Consider the following 20,331-nt stretch of genomic DNA (forward strand, 5'->3'; position numbering starts at 1 on the left):
CATTTTTCCATTTTTTACATAAAACCCAATTCATTTACGCATATTAATAAAAAATTTTAAAGCGAGGTGTGTATATGCAAAAAGCAATTAGTTTCTTTCTCCTATTGTTTTGCCTAATTGTAGTAAACGAAACATACGCCTATTCACCAAAATCTTTACCAATCTCTCAAAACTCTGATCAATGGCAAGTGAATATTGATAAACCGAAAAAAACAAACAAGAATATGCTTCAAGCTAAAAAAGATGAATTTCAAACATATCATTTTTCAGTAAAGAATGTCGGGAATAGTGAAGTATATAATGTAAACGTCGAAGTATTCCGCAACGAACCAAATAAGAAAACGAAATATGAACTCTTTTCCCTAAAGGAAAGTCGTTTGGCAAGTGGAAAAACTGGATTTGAACACGCTAATTTACCTGTTGCTACAAAAGCGGATGAGGTTGATGTAATTATTACATGGCAAGAACACCCTTTCCGCTCCATGAGAAATGGTCAAAAAGTTGAGTCTAGAAAATTTAAAGAGCATTTTGTTTTTAAAGAAGCTAAAAAATAAATGGGATACGGATATATTCACACTATCATTGATATAGCTTTATTTACTAGTACCAGTTCGTAAGCAAATTAAAAAGTCGTGGCTTATAAACGCCACGACTTTTTATATTAATTCGTACTAATGCCTCTCGCTGCCCAAATGCGATCAATATCAGCAGCATGTTGTCCGCCATATAAAAGAGCATCCGCTTGCTTAATCGCTTTCGCTCCATCACTGAATTTAGAGTTTGGTGTTAATGACCAGTGTGATTGTAAAATGATTTTTGTTGCTACATCACGGCCAAAAGCTTGTGCCATTTCGTATTGGCCTTGAGCCCAAATTTCACCATCATCATGCACTTCATTCGTTATATCTTTCGGATATACTTTATTATTATCTAATCGGCGTAAGCATGTTGGATCTGAACTAGAATAAGCTGTCGCATCCCATTCTCCAACACATGCTTTACCATATCCAGTAGTCGATACTGCATCTTCATATGTAGCACCTAAGAAGTCCCCAAATCCTTCTCCCATCGCTCCACCTTCTGCTGAACTACCAAAGCCAGGAACTTGGTTATCTTGAATCGAATGCCCATATTCATGTGCGATAATACCAGCATCTTCTGCATCATCAACACCGCCAGTACCGAAAGTCAAAGCTTTTGTTGATGGAGAATAGAATGAGTTATCATCAGTTGTACCATTAACATTCACTTTTATCGAACGGTTATTAATATTTTTAAAACCTAGACTTTGAATGTAACGTTGCAATGTGTCGATATGATAGTACGACATAACATCTTCAAAGCTATCATTTGCGCGTGTATAGTTAAATTGTAAATTCGTAGATTTTGTTTTCGCTTTTGAAGAAATCGTTACATATTCTCCAATTAAAAATCCTGTTCCATCTAAACCTTTTAACGTAACAGTTTTCAGTTGGTTCGTTAGAGCTGTTGAATCTGCATCGTTATTATCTTTTAAGCCTACTTTACTACCGCTAGATACGACTGGGTTAGGTAAAAATACTTTTCCTGACCCTTCAGCTTTTCGGTTTATATCAACCTTTTTAATTAACTTTCCATTTTCTGCATCAATAAATGTTTCCCATGCACCAAATGGATTATTAGAATGAACTACAACTTTATATACTGGACGAGCAATTCCTTCTTCAACAATATATCCGAACTCTTTATCTGTAGGAGCCCATAAATTTTGCTCACTTGCTTCTCCAACATACGCCATTGATTTTTGTATTGCATCTTTTTCACTAATTTTTGTCGTTACTTCCTTCACACCTGTAACAGGCTGATAATCAGAAACAGCGAGTACTCCCTTTCCCTCTCCGTTAAGCGTAACTGTTATTTGTTTTGAAAATACAGGTGCACCATTAACAACTTGTTGGAACCTAACATATGAAGCTACTGACGTTTCTGTTGTAGAAATATATTGCAAGTCTGAAAGGTCTGTTTTCAATCCATACTGCGCAGCATTTTCTTTTAAATATTCAGTTGCTTTTTTCTGTGGCGAATAAGCTTCTAACTTTACTTGCTGTTGTTTTTCCAATGCCGAAACCGTAGAAATTGTCCCCATTACTAACGGCACAGTCATTGCCATTGCCACCATTTTTTTATTAAACATAGAACCACTCCCCCTAATAAAGTAGCTCAACCTTATCCCATTACCACTAGGCAATCATTCCCCGCAAAACGGATGGATAAAAATTGAATCTACGAGTAATTCTCTATGAACACTTCTATTACCTTTCCATTTAGGGTAAGTGAAATTTTCTCAATATTTATGTGTAAAATGAACACAATACTTTAGAAATATATTTCTAAAGTATTTCCATAACTCTTAACCTTTTTAAATTACTTTGTAAAAAACAGGATATTTTTTTACCTAACGGTAGGTTGAAAAAAATATTTATGAATGATACGATTTATATAACCTTTTTGTAGGAGGCTTTATTATGAGCAAAAGTGAAGAAACACTCTCTTCAATTATGGAAGCAAGCTATCGACTGTTTGCCGGACATGGCATTACTAAAACGACCTATTCTATGATTGCTGAAGAAGTCGGAATTGCTAAACCGTCCATTTATTATTACTTTAAATCTAAAGATGCATTAATCGAATGTATTTTCACAGAATTATGTGCTGCGATGCAGTTTTCTTCCTTCTTCCATACAGGAGAGTTTACGAAAGAAAATTTTATTGAGAAATGCATTGAAATTGGATTCAAAATAATTGATGAACAGCAGAACGATCCTTATTTTAATCGTGTGTTGCAAGAATATGTATTACTGTCTTCAAGAAATGATATGTACAAAGATCGATTACTAACTGTGCAAACAGAATATTTACAAGGATTTGAATCACTCCTTACAAAAGCAAATGAGCTTCAATTAATTGAAAATAAAAATCTAGTTTCAAAAGCTCATATGTTAGCATTAGTGCTTGATAATGTCGGGAATTTTATGATGTTACATGTGGATATAGATTATAAACAAATATGGATGGAAGCTGTAAACAGCATTTTTGAAAGAAGGGATTGAATTGAATACTAAAAAACGAATTATCGGCTTAGATTTTGCTAGAGCTTTGGCGATGTTTGGTATGCTGCTTGTTAATTTTATGGTTATAACTGGTGCTGAAGGAAATGGCCCCTCATTTTTAATAACTTTTATGTCACTTTTTGAAGGTAGAGCTTCTGCCTTGTTTGTTATACTTGCTGGAATTGGCATATCTTTAATGACTAGATCCTCCGTTGCTAGCAATGAAAAAACAAAAATTTCTAATAGCCGAAAAATCATCTGGAAACGGGCACTATTCTTATTTATTTTAGGATTACTTTTATACTTAATGGAGTGGACTGGGGATATATTACACTACTACGGTGTTTACCTTTTCGCTGCTGCATTACTCATTACAGTACAAAAAAAAACATTGCTCTTGTTATCTATTATTATACTACTCTTGGCACAATCTCTTCAGCTTACTTTCAATGCTTTCGAAGGTTGGGGAGGCCCTACTCCATTTATAAACTATGTAGACTTCTGGACAGTAAACGGTTTTCTTCGCAATCTATTCTTTAATGGTTATCACCCTTTTTTCCCTTGGTTTTCGTTCTTCTTAATCGGTATGATAATTGGCAGATTAGATCTTTATAATAAAAAGATTAGAGATAGGTTGCTCTTGCTCGGTATAACATTCACCGTACTGATAGAACTTTTATCAAAAGGGCTCACGTACTACTTCATTCCACACATTGGCAAAGAAGCTGCTACATTTTTGTTTAATACAGGACCCATTTTACCAAATCTATTATATATTTTATCTGCTACAGGATCCGCTATTACTATATTAATACTTTGCCTCTATATCACTGAAAAATATGAAAAAAATTGGTTTGTTACTTCCATTATACAAACAGGTCAATTAACATTAACTCATTATGTAAGTCATGTATTTATCGGAATTGGGACATTAATTCTATTCAATAGAATGGAACATCAAACACTACTTTTCGTTTTATTATTTGCTACTGCATTTTTCATTTTCAGTATTCTGTTTAGCGTATTATGGAGAAAGAATTTTTCTAGAGGACCTATCGAATGGATTATGAGGAAATTAACTAGTTAATTTCCCTTCATACAAAAAAGGAAGTTGGAATCATTCCAACTTCCTTTTTTCTTTAATTAGCTGCACTTAATTTAATTCTAAGTTTTGTTTCACCTAAAGAAAGTTCATCATCTTCGTTCGTTAAGTGACCAAATGTAAATTGTTTAACGAGTAAGTTTTCTTCCAATAAATCTTTATGGTTCGTTAACGTTCGCTGTAGTTCTTCTTCTGTATCAAGAATAATATCGACTCGTAAATTAACTGGTAAATTCAACTGTTTACGGTATTCTTGAACCGCACGAATGAATTCACGCGCTACTCCTTCTTGTAACAATTCTTTCGTTACATTCGTATCTAACATAACTGTATATTGTCCGTTAGTCGTATTAGAGAATCCTGATTTTGCAACTTTCTCAACTAACACATCTTCAGCAGTTACAACTACTTCTCCTTCTGGTGTTGCTTCGTAAACTGCTCTTCCTGTTGATACAAAGTTTTGTACTTCTTCTTGTGATAATTGTTTTAGCCAACCATTCACTGCATTCACATTTTTACCGAATTTTGGCCCCGCTGTTTTAAAATTAAGCTTCAATTGATATGATGTGTATTTTGTTTCATCGAGTTCAACATGGAACGCTTTTACATTTAACTCATCCATAACGATATCACGATAAGATTCCCAATCCATATCATTCTCGTTATGCTCAAGTAATACAAGCTCTGCTAGCGGCTGTTTTACTTTTAAAGAATGCTGATTACGGTTACTTCTTCCAAGTTCAACAACTTGTAAAACAGCATCCATTTCCGCTTCTAATTTTGGTTGAAGTAGTGATTCATTTACAACTGGATAATCGGCTAAATGAACGCTGCTTCCTTCTAAATTTAGATGAATGTCTTCCGCGACAAACGGTGTAAATGGTGCAATTAATTTACTAATTGTTACAAGCACTTCATGAAGTGTCTCATACGCAGCTGCTTTCTCAGCGTTCATACCAGATTCCCAGAAACGATTACGTGAGCGTCTTACATACCAGTTACTCACTTCATCTACAAGTGCTGCAATTTCACGAGCTGCATTCGTAAATTGATAATCATCAAGTGCAGTTCTCACTTTTTTCGTTGTACTATGCAATCTTGATAATACCCATTCGTCTAATTTCGTAAGCTTTACATCATACGTTTCTTTCGGATTATACTCATCTAAATTTGCATATAAAACGTAGAAGCTATACACATTGACTAATGTATCTACAAATTTAGATTTCGCTTCCAGTACTGTTCTTTCAGAAAAACGCTTCGCATTCCACGGGGCACTATCAACAAGTAAAGCCCATCTTAGCGCATCTGCACCAAATTTATCTACTAAATCAACTGGATCTAGTGCATTTCCTTTGCTTTTAGACATTTTCTGCCCTTCTTCATCTAAAACATGCCCTAGTGATAACACTCGTTTATACGGTACTTTTCCTGTATATAGTGCTGATACTGCTAATAAACTATAAAACCAGCCGCGTGTTTGATCAATTCCTTCTGCAATAACATCCGCTGGAAACTGCTCTTCAAATAACTCTTTATTTTCAAATGGGTAATGATATTGTGCAAATGGCATAGAACCACTATCAAACCAAACATCAATCACTTCTGGTGTACGATTCATTGTGCCTCCGCATTTCCCGCAGCACACTTGCACTTCATCTACATAAGGCTTATGCAATTCCAAATCTTCTGGTGTTTCTTTCGTACTATTCTTTCTTAATTCGGCAATGCTTTTCGGTGCGAACTGATGATCACAACTTTCACATTCCCATACATTCAATGGCGTTCCCCAATATCTATTTCGGCTAATATTCCAATCTACCATATTTTCTAAAAACTTACCAAAACGTCCATGTTTCATATGATCCGGATACCAAGTAACAGAATCATTATTTTGTAAAAATGTATCTTTAATTGCAGTTGTTCGGATTAACCAACTTTCTCCTGCATAATAAAGTAGTGGTGAATCACAACGCCAGCAATGCGGATAGCTATGTTCATATTTTTCTTTATGATACAGTAAACCTTCCTTCGCTAAATAACGAACGATATCCACGTCACAATCTTTTACAAATTTCCCTTTCAAAAATGGTACTGCCTCTGTATACTCACCTTTTTCATCTACAACGTGCAAGAATGACAATCCTTCACTTTGAACAACTCTATAATCGTCCTCTCCATATGCTGGAGCAATATGAACAAGTCCTGTACCACTATCTCCCGTTACAAAATCTGCTGCAATAACGCGGTAACCATTTGTAACTTCTTTCATCGGAAATGGCGCTGTATAAGATGTGTTTAATAATTCTTCGCCTTTATGAACAGATAATACTTCATAATTCTCTTTTAATACTTCTTGTACACGTTCTTTTGCAACAATGTATACATGACTTTCTTGTTTTGCTTTAACGTATTCCATATTTGGATGGACAGCAAGCGCAACGTTTGCTGGAAGTGTCCAAGGTGTTGTGGTCCAACCTAAGAAATACTCATTTTCACTATCTTTCACTTTAAACTTCACAGTTGCACTTAAATCTTTTACTGTTTTATACCCTTGTGCAACCTCATGTGAGCTCAATGAGGTTTGGCAGCTTGGGCAGTATGGTGAAACTCTATGTCCTTTATATAACAATCCTTTTTCATGGATTGTCCCCAAAATATGCCATACACTTTCGATATATGGATTCTTTAAAGTTACATATGGATCATCCATATCTACCCAATAACCAATACTTTCAGTGAATTCGCGCCACTGCTTCTCATATGTGAAAACACTCTCTTTACACTTTTGAATAAATGGTTCAATGCCATATTCTTCGATCTCATGTTTACCAGAAATACCAAGTTGCTTCTCAACGCCTAATTCTACAGGTAAACCATGTGTATCCCATCCTGCTTTTCTTAACACTTTATAACCAGCCATCGTTTTATATCTTGCTACTAAGTCTTTAATTGTTCGTCCAAGTGCATGACCTACATGCGGTAGTCCGTTCGCCGTTGGTGGTCCTTCATAAAATACGAAAGACTGTGCGCCTTCTCGATTCTGAATTGATTGTTCGAAAATATTTTGTTCGTTCCACTGTTTGCGAATTCGCATTTCTCTTCCTACAGCTGATTCTTTTACATCTACTTTTTCCATATACAATCACTCCTTTGAATATTTTAAAGCACACAAAAAACCCGTCCCTATAAAGTAGGGACGGGTTTACCCGCGATACCACCCTAATTCTATTAGCTTTTTCACTAATAGCACTTAGCAACGTACTATCATACGTGTTCTTTGTAACGGTAGACATCCGTCCGGGCTTACTTACTTTCAGCCTCGGCTCCTCGGAGATGATTTTCAAATAACGTCTGCACACCGGCTTTCAGCAATATACCGGCTCTCTGGAGAACAGCTCACTATTTTACTCTTTCTCGTCTTCAGATTTGTATACTTTGTTAAAAGTTATTTTATGCCATTTAGCAACTAATTGTCAACTAATTCAAAATATATCCTTATCTTTTTTCCCTATTCTTATACAATTACTTTTCAAATTCTCGCAATGCTGCTAAATTTTCATCATCCTCAATAAGTTCAGCAAAGAATCCCGATTCATCCTCACGAAGGACAAATTCAAGCTCTTCCTTCGCCTCTTCATTTCTATTTAACTGCGCTAAATAACAAGCACGATCATATCTTGCTAACAAATCACTCGCGTCAATTATTAATACTTCATTTGTTATTTTTTCTGCCTGTATCGTTTGGCCGGCACCATGATATGAAGATGCTAAAGAAAGAAGAATTGCTGTTTCATTTGGATGATGTATAGAAGCATTTTCTAATACATGAATTGCCTCTTCAAACCTTTCTTGACTTTGATATATTTCTCCTAAAGCAAGAAATGCTCTACTTACAAACGGTGTTTGCTCTGTTAATTGTAAGATAATCTTTTCTGCTTTTCTTTCTTCCCCTGCTTTAAAGAATACTTGTGCTTGCAGAAGAAGAGTATCATAATCATCTGGTAGTTCTCGAACCATTTGTTTCGTTAATTCCAAAGCATCTCTTAACATATCTTCTTCCTCGCACTCAACGAAAAGATTTACAAGTTGCTTCGCTACGTCATAATCCCATTTATTTTCTAGTGACGTGTGCAGAATCTCTATTGCTTCTTTATCCATCTCTACATTCTCATAAAATAGCGCAAATCGCTGTGCTGCCATACTATTTTTCGGATTTAACTTTAAAGAGATTTCATATAAATCAATTATCATAGTAACCATTGAAATTTCTTTCGCACGATTTTTCATACGATAAAAAGCTCTCGTAATGATAGATCGTTTTGGCTGTTCATGCAGCTGGCGTTCAATCCATATTTCCGTAACCGCAGCTGCAGCATACATGAATGCTGTACTCCTTTCTGCTTTTTTCACCTTTAACGTATGAAGAAAATCTCGTATGTTAGACAATTTTTTATGTTGCTCTACTGCTTTTACATAAACATCAAATATACGTTCATTATCAAAATCTTTTTGTATTACTTTCATTGCAACTTCAATTGCTTTTACATTTCTTTTTTTCACTAATACTTTTGCATAATGATATAGAACTTCTATATGCTCACCATCTAATTGTAGTGCGTATTCAACCTGTGCTTGTTCTTTATCTATTTCATTCATCGCTCCGTACACATATGCAATCGCATCTAAACGCCATATTTCAGGTACTTCGTCCGCTAATTGTTCTAGTTCAGTCAGCAATTCTTCCTGAAGATTCATATCTACTGAAAGCTGTGCTAAATATTCCATATTAATATGCAACGGCTCTTCTTTCATCGCCTGAACCATATGACTTTGTTCTTTAGAACGGTTTTCTTCTTTTTCGTATATTTCCGCAAGCTGTAAATGTACACCTACGAAATTCCCATCAAGCTCTAAACATGTTTCATACGCTTGTTTTGCTTCCGTCAATTGCCCTAATGCCATAAGTGTTTCACCAATTCGGTAATACGGTAATGCCGTTTCCATTTGTTCTATCGCCTTATTATATCTTTTCATCGCTTGGCCGTACTGTCCAATAGATTCATATAAAATACCTGCATAACAACCGTACTCACTTACTTCATTTCTTTCTTTGTGTAACGTTCTTAAAAATGCTATACCTCGTTGTACAAATTCCGTTCCTTTAATTCGATTCACATATTCATCTAACGCACTTGCTACATTATAATCACTTTTCTTTATACCACTTTCTAACTTAGATAGTGCTACTTTAAACCCTTCTTCATTTCCACCAAGTTCAATTTCAGCATCCCATAAAACCATTCCTGCATTCATGAGGAAATCTTGGCTCTTTTCAATTTGCTTCTCAAGACCAAGTATATATTCTTTTGCTTCCTTATATTGTTCTCTTGCCATATAAACTTGTGTAAGTCCGAAGTGAGAATAAACATCCTCATCATTTTCTTCTAAAGCACGCTTATACAATACTTCTGCTTCTTCCAAGCTATCATTTTGAAAATGATAATCACCTAATTTTACGTAAAGAGGTGCTTTATCATCACAATTCTCAATACCGTTTAATAAAATTTCTTTCGCACTTTCCTCATCCTTCAAATCAGATTCGTATATTTCCGAAAGTTTCGTATAAATGTAAGGTGCATTACTATCCAAATGAATCGCTACTTTAAGCCCTTTTATTGCTAAATATAATTTCCCTAGTTGATGTGCACATCTCGCTCGTTCATACCATACATGCGCTTCATATTTGTACTCTTTTAACAAGTCATTAAAGATTTCATATGCTTCTTCATATCTTTCTAAATCTATTAATATTAAACCGTGATTTGTTAAAGTGTACCTTTCAGGACTACGCTCTAACGCAACTTGAGAGTATTGCAATGCTTTTTCAGATTGATCAATATACATATAGGATAAAGCGAGAAAACTCCAAGCAATAGGCTGATCTGCGTCTAATTGTAACGATAAACGAAAGCTTGAAATCGCTTCTAGATAACTTTCCTGTTCAAACGCATATCTTCCGTTTATTAAATGATATAAAGCACGATTATTTTTCTTCTCAACGCTTGTCAGCATTTGCTCCGCTTTCTCTACTTCTTGAAGACGAATAAAACATTGTGCACCATGCAATTTAACAAAGTCCGAGTTCGGAAACTTTTCCATTAACTTATCGATACAATATAAAATAAATTTTTTATCTACTTCAACATCTAAGTGCTTTATCGTATATAACCACGTATTTGGATTATCACTCGTTTCTTTTAAAAATTGTACTAAGTTACTAATTCCCTCTTTGTCATGTTCATCTAAATGATCCGTAAGAGAAAAAATAGATTTAAAGTAACGATTTTCTTCCTCACTTAGAAACGCTAGTTGCTCCTTCTTTTCTTTCGGAACAAACGTGATTGCTAAACAGCCTGTATAACGATATTTTTCTTGTAATTTACTATATTCCACAAGAACTGGTTCTATAAAGTTTGGATCTTGAACATAGAAAGCTTGCAATGTATCATCATATCCAGATAGAACTTGTACGTGTGAAGCATGCTCAATATCTATACTTAATAAAACAGGAATTCCTTCGTCAATCAGTCTCTTATAATTCTCTTCATTCCCTTTAAAATAACGATATTCATAACCTAATTCTTCTAAATAAGAAACAGTATCTGAAAACTTCGAACCTGTCATATCAAAAATAAACTCTGCTATTTCATCTTGTGTACGTTTCTCTCCCCATATACGCAACATCATCTCTAAACTTGTCGGAACACAATAATTATCCTTTTGTACAATAGGAACTATCGGCAAGTGAACCTTTTTTCCATCCGGATTTTTTTCTAAATTATGATATAAAGATTCTTTTAAACTCTTTTCTTCTTTTAATAGTTTTTGTAAATCTGCAAATTTATTCATTTTGTACAGTGCTTCTGCACGTAAATGTACAAAGTAAGTATTATAGGCATGATACGGCAGCTGAGTATTTATGTTATCTATTACCGCTAACATCTCTTCATATCGCTCTAAATCTAATAAATACTTTATCTTCTCAAAATGAAAATATGGTACTTGTGGGAATTTTACAATTGCATCATCGATTAACTGTATCGCGCGTTTTTGTTCTCCTTTATTCGCATACAATTGTGATAATAAATAGGTAGATAACTCTTCACAATCTTCATGCTGCATGCCAGCAATAAATTGTTCTTCCGCTTTCTCCCATTCACCTGTATGCATATAAACGTAGCCCCATTTATCAAACACTGCGCGTGCACTGTACTCCTCTGCTTTTTGCATATACATTAACGCTTCTTCGTTTCGTTTCATTTCTAAAAGACATCGTACTAACGTAAAATATGTTTTCGCTAAAAAATCTGCATCTATTTCTTCTTTATTACTCTCTTCTAAAGTTTCTTTTAACAGCTGCTCTGCTTCAAGAATTTTCCGCTCATCAATTAACTCATCACAATATAAAGAGAGCGTTCTCATATTTGGGAATTTTTTATAAGCGTAACGAATGAGGAATGAACTGTATTGGTGCATAAGCCCTTCATCAGTAAGACGAATTAATATATCGAACTCCTTATGCGAAGGAATATTGGCAAGCCAATTCTTCACATAGGATAAAGTATTCGTTTCTTTTATATATGCAATTTCATTATTTATTTCCTGTAATCCATCTACAAATCTCTTGTCTTTTAAACAAGTTTCTAACTGCTTAAAATCTAGCATGCATTCACCTCGAATTTATATTTATACTGCTACTTGCTTAGATTTTACACACCATATAGTATGTATTCAACTAAAATCTCTTATAATGGATGGTATTAATTAATATTATTCAAATTTATAACAAAATATAGTAAAAATGATTGTCTTTCTCTGTATTTTGTTTGATTATATAGAATAACGTAACATGTGTATCCTATCTTTTGTTAGTTAAAAACAGTACATGAAATTATATCGGCGATAATTTAAATATATCGGCGATTATACGGTGAATATCGATTTACCAACAAAAAATGACATTTTTCTCATTCATTAAATTTCAACTCTACAAAAACACTGTAATGATCACTAGGAAACACACCAGTTGAAGTTAGTACCGAATCCCCAAATATAGATACGTTTTCAATCGTAGGAAATTCAAATGCGGCATTTTCTTGTATCATGACCCAATCATATCTTTTTTCTTGCTTTACATCACCTTTTAAATTCGGATTCTTTCTATAATCTAAAGTTGGTTGAGCTATCATGTTCTCTTCGATTTCTTTAAACTGAGCTACATCTATCCAATGCTTCCGAATTAAGTATTGATGCACCATTGAATATGGATCATCATTAAAATCACCACATAATAATTCGTAATCACTTACTTTATTTGTAATCCAATTATTCACGGCATTCATTTGTTCTTGTCTTTTTCTATTAGATTTCCAATTTAAATGAACATTCGTAACTCCTAAATTGCAACCTTTATATGTAAACATGATTCGAATAGCACAATAATTTGATTCATCTATATCAGTTTCCCAAATTGCTTCTTCATCTATAATAGGTATTTTACTTAAAAAGGCTAATCCTTCATCTGGAGAATCAGGGTACTCCTTAAATATACAAAACTAAAGTTCTCTATAGAATAGTCGTATTCCTACACTTTTCTTAAAATTTCAAAGCAAAAAGCTAGTGTATTTTTAATAATACACTAGCTTTTTATTTGGAAGAAAAATTTAACAAGTACAATCACAATCAAAACAATCCGTACAGTCTAAATCGTCACAATCTGCTTTTCTCTTTCTTTTGTTTCTTTTAAGATAATAATACAGTAGCCCAAACAATAGTATACAAATAACAAAAGCTATTATTGCTTCTGTATAGTTATTTTGAGTCATAAAACCAATTCCACTTCCGCCTGAAATAAAAATTAGAATTAAGTAAATCCAGAACATCTATGTAAATACCTCCATTACTATATATCTTAAGATAATATCCATATAACACTAGAGGAAATGAATAATCCCATACCATTACCGCTTAATACACCAGTAGTTATTCTTAGCAAATTTGAGCTATTTCTCCATTTCCACTTTTGGGTGAACCCATCGATAAGTAACGGAATTTGAGCGAAAAATGATAGTATGATTGCCAAAAGAAATGAAGGTGTCATATAAAAATAAATTGGAAACATTAAAATACCAATAAGCATGCCTGTACAACGTGCACATAAAGGTATGTACTTTTGTAGTTTAAAAAAACTTCTATCTAATCTTCTATGACAAGGAATTTGTAAAATAAAAGTTCGAATCAATATGAATCACCCTCTCTAAAAAGATTTTAATTGATTTTGCAAAAAAAATATATATCCAATAAAAAAACAAACCAGGTTTATACTAGACCCAGTTTGTCAGTTTACTACTATGTTACATCTCCTCAGGTGCCTCCACCCCAAGTAAACGTAATCCTTCTTTTAATACAACCGTCACAGCATAAACCAATGCGATTCTGCTGTCTTTTTCTTTGCTCTCTTCTAATATACGAACATTACCGTAATATTTATTGAATGATTGTGCTACATCTAATATATATTTCGAAATAATCGATGGCTCATTTTTATTGAAAGCTGCTTCAATTATTTGCGGGAATTTATTTAGTAATTTTACGACACTCCAGCTATGATCGTCTTTTAAAGCAAATGTACATGTTTCAAATTCTACACTTTCTTTTCTTAAAATAGAACAAGCACGTGCATGTGTGTACTGTACGTACGGGCCTGTTTCTCCTTCAAATTTCAGCATGTTTTCTAATGAGAATTCAATATTGTGCATACGCTCATTTTTTAAATCGTGGAAGATGACTGCACCAACACCGACTTGCTTTGCCACTACTTCTTTTTGTTTTAAGTTTGGATTTTTCTCTTCAATATTTTGTTTTGCAAGTTCGATTGCTTCTTCGAGTACTTCTTCAAGTAAAATAACTCTTCCTTTACGTGTCGACATTTTCTTACCATCTTTTAAAATGAAGCCAAACGGTACGTGTTCCATACCATCAACCCAAGTATAGCCAAGTTTTTTTAATACGGTGAAAAATTGATTGAAATGTAAGCTTTGTTCTGGACCAACAACATATAGCGCTTTATCAAACCCATAAGTGTTTTGACGATATAAAGCTGCCGTTAAGTCACGCGTTGCATAAATCGTCGCACCATCTGATTTTCTAATTAAGCAAGGCGGCATTCCTTCTTCTTCTAAATTAACGACTAATGCACCTTCTGATTCTTCAAGCAACTCATGTTCTTCTAAAATCCCAATAAAATCTTCCATTAAATTATTATAAAATGCTTCTCCCTGAAAATTAGTAAATTCTACGCCGAGAAGTTCATAAATGCGAGAAAATTCTTTAAGGGACTCATGACGGAACCAATTCCAAAGTTCTACCGCTTCTTCATCACCTTCTTCTAGTTTCTTAAACCAAGCACGTCCTTCTTCTTCTAGTTCTTCGTCGTCTTTTACCTCTTCATGGAATTGGACATATAACTTAAATAGCTCACGTATTGGATCTTCTTTAACAACTGCTTCATTTCCCCATTTTTTATAAGCCGTAATTAACTTTCCAAACTGTGTTCCCCAATCTCCTATATAATTAATCCCTACAACTTCATAGCCACATTTTTCAGCGATATGTTTCAGCGAATTTCCTATCATTGTAGAACGTAAATGCCCCATCGAAAAAGGTTTCGCGATATTAGGAGAGGAATAATCAATTACTACTGTTTTTTCACAGCCAAAGTGGTTTTGACCGAACTCTTCTTTCTCCGCTAAAACTGTTTTTAATACTGCATCACTTACAGTTTCACGATTGAAAAATACATTTACATAAGGACCAACGGCTTCTACTTTCGTAAAAAACGGATCATTGAATTTCTCAGCAACTTCCTTTGCGATAAGAGCTGGTGCTTTTTTATATTGCTTCGCTAATGAAAAGCATGGGAACGCTGCATCTCCAAATTCATCTTGTTTCGGTGTTTCAATTAAATCTAAAATTTGTTTTTGCGTTAATTCATTCGTGAAAATATTAGATAAACTTTCCGCAAACTGCATTTTATAATCCATGATACAACCTCCTTATTTTTTAAAACACAAAAAACTCGTCTCTAAAAAAGAGACGAGTTTTAACCCGTGGTACCACCCTTGTTGTTCGTTACGAACCACTTTCCCGTTTATAACGAGGACAGGGGGCCTCGGCTTTCTCTACTATTCGTTCAAGAAGCATCTCCGAAGTGCGCTTCATCTTTTTCTTCCGTACTAGGCTCACACCATCCCTAGCTCGCTTTCCTTCTAAAAAAGACTACTCTCTTCATCACAGACAGTATATTTAATTAATTATTGCTTATTATACATCTTTTCAAACAATTAGCAAGGGTCAATTACACCAAAGTGAAACTTAGCACTTTTTCTTTTGTATACATAAAAATTGTGTTTTTCAAATCTAGAACTACGAAAATGATCTTTTAAAACGACACGTTTTCTCGCCACTCGTTTTGCCTCCGCAATTGTTTCGTCAGTAATATCATGATACAAAGCGAAGTGTTTTAATCCTTTAATTCCATCGGATTCTATGACAGTTTCTTCAAACATCGGATCAAGGTAAACGACATCGTAACTATTGTCTTCACATTGCGCTAAAAATGAAAAATGCTCCGTTTGCTTTACTTGGATTCTTTGCATTGCTTCATCAATTTCAGAAACAGATGAAGACCATGTTTTCAAACCATTTTCCATAATATAAGCCATATACTCATTGCCTTCAAGTCCTGTTACTTTTCCGCTTTCCCCAACAACATAACTAGCTACAATACTATCTGATGCCATCCCGAGCGTACAATCTAACACTGTCATTCCGCTCTCTAATTTAGCAGCTTGTACAAACGGATCGTGTTCTCCACGCATTAACCTTTTCACACGAAACATCGCTGAGTTCGGATGAAAGAAAAACGATTCTTCCGTACCTTTTGGATAAATAGCTAATCGGTTCTTCCCTACGACAAGCACATCTTGTTCATACTGCTCATGTAGCTTATGTACCGGTATGTCATTACGTTTAACGAAAGAAGCATTTAATTCTGCTGCTACCTCGTTTGCATAATCTGTCATTTCTTTATTCGTTCTTCCTGCTGTTGTTACGATCATTGTTTCACCTCTATATAAAGAAAAGAGGGAGATTTACTCTCCCCCTTCTTTAGCAATTCTTTTCGAAAGCTTGTTCTAAGTTCGTAATAATTTCGTCCATAGTTGCACCTTCAATTTCATGACGGTGAATGAAGTGAACAACTTCTTTTCCTTTTAATAATGCCATAGATGGTGAAGATGGAGGAATTTCTCCGAAGTATTCACGCATTTTTGCAGTAGCATCTTTATCTTGACCTGCGAATACAGTTACAAGATGATCAGGTTGTTTTTCAGCACGAACAACCGCTTGACCTGCTGATGGACGTGCTAAACCAGCTGCACAACCACAAACAGAGTTTACAACTACTAAAGTTGTACCTGATGTATTTTCCATAAATTCTGTTACAGCTTCTTCTGTAGTTAACTCTTCAAACCCAGAACGCACTAACTCTTGGCGCATTGGGATTACCATTTGGCGCATGTATTCTTCATAGGCATTTGACATCTTGTAATCTCTCCTTCAACTTTCATTCCAAATTCATCATATCACGCTCTATTAATAGGTGCAAAAGAAAGATAACGATGATTTCATTTTTTTGTAGGGATTTCACAAACCCCACCGCGGCAATGTCCCACTGGAACAAGTTTTCTATTATTAGCGATATAATCGTATACTTTACTTCCAAAACCAAGTACGATAGATAGCTTTATAAAAGGAACTGCAAACCAATAAGATGGAACGGCCTTTGCTAATACATCTATGCTCTGAATACCATCATACCACTTATTATTTTTAAAAATATACAGTCTTTGTTCCATCTTACTTTGTAGTTCTTGAGAAAGCTCATACTTCTCAACTACATCTTCATTTCGAAATGAAACAAATTTCATCTTACCCTTTTTATCTAATTTTTTCGTACGTTCTGCAACGGCCGTACACATCGGACACCAACTATCATAGAAAACAATCATACATTATTCCCCTTTACGTGACTCCGTCATTTGTTTCCATACAGAACCTTTTGCTTCTTCTCCGCCTTCAATACGCTCTAATGCTAGACGTGCTTGCATCGCTACTTCAAACTCTGGATCATCTTGCGCTGCTTTTAATGCTGGAATCGCACTTTCATCTCCAAGTTCAAATAAGAACATCGCTGCACGCCAGCGTACTAATTTACTTGGATCTTTCAGAGATTTAATCATAACGAACATCGCTGCCGGATCACCTACATCTGATAAACAATCTCCTGCAGTACGGCGAACACTTACAGAGCGATCTAACAACGCTTTATATAATAACGGTAATACTTCATCACCTTTTACCATACCTAAATACGCTGTTGCTAAGCGGCGTATTGAAACTTTTTCATCATCTAACGCCATCTTCAACACTGGAATATCTTCTTCAGTAGGATCCATTTGTTCTAATGCTGCAAAACGGTTTTTCCAGTCAGAATCTTTCATCATCTCTTCTGTTACTTTATATGGCTCACGCTTTTGAATCGTTACTTCAACAGCACCCGCTTGATTTAATAATTCTTTAACCGTTTCATTTACACGTTCTTCTGAATAAGCAGCAACAATCTCTTCCACTACTTCTTTCCCAATTTCTTCAAAATTACCGTAACGTGTACTTTGTTCTACCCATTTACGCTCTTTTACAACGTTTGGTGCAGACATTTGCACTTTCATAATTGATTCTTTAAAACGATCTGGTAAACCAACACGTTCTTCCGTCGTTCCATCTGTTAACTTTACTTGCATTGGAATTGTAAAGAACATTTGAACAAACACTTTCACTTCTCCAAAATGAGCAAGTTGTTGTTCTTCACTTTCTTCCAATACTTCTTCGCCGAAAACAGCACGAACTTGTTGTAATAAAACTTTCCAGTCATACTTCGCATTTCGCTCCACTGCTAAAAAGTCGGCTACATGATATACACCTTTAATGCCTTCAATTTTCAAAATTTCTTGCACTTGCATTGGTGCTTGTTCTTTATTTTCATTTGTATAATTATTACGTGCTCCTGATGGTAATACTTCATTCAAAATAACTTTCATTGTATTTGGACTTGGCGTCGGTTCAATTGCTTTAATCTTCACGTAAAAAACTCTCCTTTATTGCATGTTCTTAGCTGTATTGTAACATGTTATCACTCTATACTCCTACTCGGATGCTTAATTTTACTACTTTCTTCCCGCTACCATACTATTTCATTCTTTTTATATTTTAAATTAGGAACGGGATTTTAAAAGCTTTCGTTTCCGATGATTTTTATTTTTTATCCATTAAATTTATTAAAATACTTTCCACAATTTTTTCCGAAGCTATTACTTAAAATCACCTTTTATTACAATGCCCCCTCCCGCCTTCTCTCCAAAAAGGTAATACTCTCAATCACAACTTCAGTTCTATATATTCTCTTGCCTTGTTCATCATCGTAATTACTAGTCTGAATACGCCCTGTAATCCCAACGAGCGACCCCTTCTTACAATATTCAGTTACATTCTCAGCCGATTTGCGCCAAACGACACAATTAATAAAATCGACTTGTTGTTCACCTAAACTATTTCGAAATCCTCTATTCACCGCAACACATATTCGTGCATAAGCGACGCCTTGTTTTGTGTAGTATAATTCTGGCTCCTTTGTCAATCTACCGATTAATACAACTCGATTCATCATAAGTTATACCACCTCACATGTTTTTCTTCATTGTAAGGAGAAATGTTTGAATGGTAAAAAGCACAAAATGATATATCCGTAAGTAAAAAGTATTATTTTAGACCTTACAAAACAAAAAAAGAAACCATACATAGTTCAAACATGTATGGTTTCAAAATTTATTACACTTCAGTACAAGATATGTAATATCCTCCGCGAGCCATCTTTATTTCAGCACGGTACATTGCATTTTCTAAGTAGAAAGTAATCGGTTTAACTTTACTCTCAAATTTTAGTCTTTCATTGCATTCAGTTGCATATCCTTCAATCGCTGAAGTAATAACTTTTGATGATGGATACGTTAAAGCTTCATCTAGTTCTATGAAAAAACTTTTAGAAAATAGTTTTTTCATAATCCCCTTCTTCTCTTTCATCATATTCCATCTCCTTCACTTCAAGTTGCTATCATCCATATTATACCATACATTCAATATATCTTTGAAAATAAAAAAATCCTGCATTTTTCATGCAGGATTTTTTTATTAGTCATTTTTCGTAAAGTACGAAACGAAACGAAGAATTTCTAAGTATAACCATACTAATGTAAGCATTAATCCCATCGCAGTATACCACTCCATATATTTCGGAGCTTGACTACGTACACCATTTTCGATTAAATCGAAATCTAGTAATAAGTTTAATGCAGCAACTACAATAACAACTGCACTAATAATAATACCGATTGTACCACCTTGGTGAATGTATGGAACAGTTACACCAAACATATTTAGTAGAAATACGACTAAATACATAACCATAATTCCAAGTGTTGCTGCCATCACGCCTGTACGGAATTTATCCGTTACTTTTACTACGCGTGTTGCATATAACACTAACATTGCAAATAGAATTGAGATTGTTAGTAATACAGCATTTAAAACGATAGAATCGCCAAATTTCATTGTATAAACTGCTGAAATACTTCCTAACACAACCCCTTCTACCGCTGCATAGATTGGTGCACCAAAAGGTGAAATACGCGGGAAGAACATAGACGCAAATGCGATGATTGCCGCAACGATTAAAGCACCAATTAATACTGGCATCTTCATCGTCCCCTGCATCATCTGTATGTATGAATAGACAGACGTTGCAAGTAGCAAGATAAGCATAATGAACGTTTTGCCTACTGTTCCGCCAATCGTCATCGCAGAAGCACTTGCTCCCTCTTTACGGAATGCCTCTTTTTTCAACATTGGATTAGATGTTCTCATTTTTTCCCTCCTAAAATAGGTTCTACCAATAGTGTAAAG

General features: G+C 34.7%; 17 protein-coding genes and 2 other annotated features. Of the genes, 3 read left to right on the forward strand and 14 right to left on the reverse strand.

What is annotated here, in order from left to right; genetic code table 11:
- Positions 1-74 precede the first annotated feature (74 nt).
- A complete protein-coding gene (locus tag ACUN13_RS13205) occupies positions 75-554 on the forward strand; it encodes a hypothetical protein (RefSeq protein ID WP_001167912.1) in 480 nt (159 codons plus the stop codon).
- Between the two features lie 107 nt (positions 555-661).
- On the opposite strand, the gene ACUN13_RS13210 is transcribed toward ACUN13_RS13205, so the two are convergent.
- Entirely contained in the window at positions 662-2,173 is a 1,512-nt protein-coding gene (locus ACUN13_RS13210) for a M36 family metallopeptidase (protein ID WP_000482273.1), read from the reverse strand.
- Positions 2,174-2,504: 331 nt separating this feature from the next.
- Here ACUN13_RS13210 and ACUN13_RS13215 point away from each other — a divergent pair, with 331 nt between their 5' ends.
- Both ACUN13_RS13215 and ACUN13_RS13220 read left to right on the forward strand, forming a co-directional pair.
- Complete coding sequence (locus ACUN13_RS13215; protein WP_078187079.1) at positions 2,505-3,089, forward strand: TetR/AcrR family transcriptional regulator; 585 nt, start codon at positions 2,505-2,507, stop codon at positions 3,087-3,089.
- 1 nt (position 3,090) lies between these two features.
- A complete protein-coding gene (locus tag ACUN13_RS13220; protein ID WP_142244328.1) occupies positions 3,091-4,176 on the forward strand; it encodes a DUF418 domain-containing protein in 1,086 nt (361 codons plus the stop codon).
- A gap of 52 nt (positions 4,177-4,228) precedes the next feature.
- On the opposite strand, the gene ileS is transcribed toward ACUN13_RS13220, so the two are convergent.
- From ileS to ACUN13_RS13285, 13 genes are all read right to left on the reverse strand, one after another.
- Positions 4,229-7,330, reverse strand: coding sequence for an isoleucine--tRNA ligase (gene ileS, locus ACUN13_RS13225; protein ID WP_409532294.1), 3,102 nt, complete (start codon positions 7,328-7,330; stop codon positions 4,229-4,231).
- Between the two features lie 53 nt (positions 7,331-7,383).
- Positions 7,384-7,624: a binding site (T-box leader), on the reverse strand.
- Positions 7,625-7,716: 92 nt separating this feature from the next.
- Positions 7,717-11,919, reverse strand: a complete 4,203-nt coding sequence (locus ACUN13_RS13230; protein WP_445423817.1) for a tetratricopeptide repeat protein — start codon at positions 11,917-11,919, stop codon at positions 7,717-7,719.
- Positions 11,920-12,221: 302 nt separating this feature from the next.
- Entirely contained in the window at positions 12,222-12,803 is a 582-nt protein-coding gene (locus tag ACUN13_RS13235) for a hypothetical protein (RefSeq protein ID WP_306299079.1), read from the reverse strand.
- A gap of 114 nt (positions 12,804-12,917) precedes the next feature.
- Positions 12,918-13,136, reverse strand: a complete 219-nt coding sequence (locus tag ACUN13_RS13240) for a hypothetical protein (protein WP_000498606.1) — start codon at positions 13,134-13,136, stop codon at positions 12,918-12,920.
- Positions 13,137-13,165: 29 nt separating this feature from the next.
- The gene (locus tag ACUN13_RS13245) at positions 13,166-13,495 is read right to left on the reverse strand and encodes a DUF2085 domain-containing protein (RefSeq protein WP_000621474.1); all 330 of its coding nucleotides are present in this window, start codon (positions 13,493-13,495) and stop codon (positions 13,166-13,168) included.
- A 112-nt stretch (positions 13,496-13,607) separates the two neighbouring features.
- Positions 13,608-15,296, reverse strand: a complete 1,689-nt coding sequence (gene argS, locus ACUN13_RS13250; RefSeq protein WP_000384909.1) for an arginine--tRNA ligase — start codon at positions 15,294-15,296, stop codon at positions 13,608-13,610.
- 45 nt (positions 15,297-15,341) lie between these two features.
- Positions 15,342-15,556: a binding site (T-box leader), on the reverse strand.
- A 40-nt stretch (positions 15,557-15,596) separates the two neighbouring features.
- Positions 15,597-16,373: a class I SAM-dependent methyltransferase gene (locus tag ACUN13_RS13255; protein ID WP_000637455.1), complete on the reverse strand. Its 777-nt coding sequence runs from the start codon at positions 16,371-16,373 to the stop codon at positions 15,597-15,599.
- 49 nt (positions 16,374-16,422) lie between these two features.
- Positions 16,423-16,857, reverse strand: a complete 435-nt coding sequence (locus tag ACUN13_RS13260; RefSeq protein WP_000063706.1) for a BrxA/BrxB family bacilliredoxin — start codon at positions 16,855-16,857, stop codon at positions 16,423-16,425.
- A gap of 83 nt (positions 16,858-16,940) precedes the next feature.
- Positions 16,941-17,324, reverse strand: coding sequence for a thiol-disulfide oxidoreductase DCC family protein (locus tag ACUN13_RS13265; protein WP_000634884.1), 384 nt, complete (start codon positions 17,322-17,324; stop codon positions 16,941-16,943).
- Positions 17,325-17,327: 3 nt separating this feature from the next.
- A complete protein-coding gene (locus ACUN13_RS13270) occupies positions 17,328-18,455 on the reverse strand; it encodes a conserved virulence factor C family protein (RefSeq protein ID WP_000692564.1) in 1,128 nt (375 codons plus the stop codon).
- A 248-nt stretch (positions 18,456-18,703) separates the two neighbouring features.
- Complete coding sequence (locus ACUN13_RS13275; protein ID WP_000982017.1) at positions 18,704-19,039, reverse strand: single-stranded DNA-binding protein; 336 nt, start codon at positions 19,037-19,039, stop codon at positions 18,704-18,706.
- Between the two features lie 161 nt (positions 19,040-19,200).
- On the reverse strand, positions 19,201-19,455 hold the full coding sequence (locus ACUN13_RS13280; protein ID WP_000975138.1) for a DUF4318 domain-containing protein: 255 nt from the start codon (positions 19,453-19,455) through the stop codon (positions 19,201-19,203).
- A 105-nt stretch (positions 19,456-19,560) separates the two neighbouring features.
- On the reverse strand, positions 19,561-20,292 hold the full coding sequence (locus tag ACUN13_RS13285) for a Bax inhibitor-1/YccA family protein (protein WP_001260655.1): 732 nt from the start codon (positions 20,290-20,292) through the stop codon (positions 19,561-19,563).
- Between the last annotated feature and the right edge of the window lie 39 nt (positions 20,293-20,331).

The sequence above is a fragment of the Bacillus cereus group sp. Bce041 genome (genome assembly GCF_052646455.1).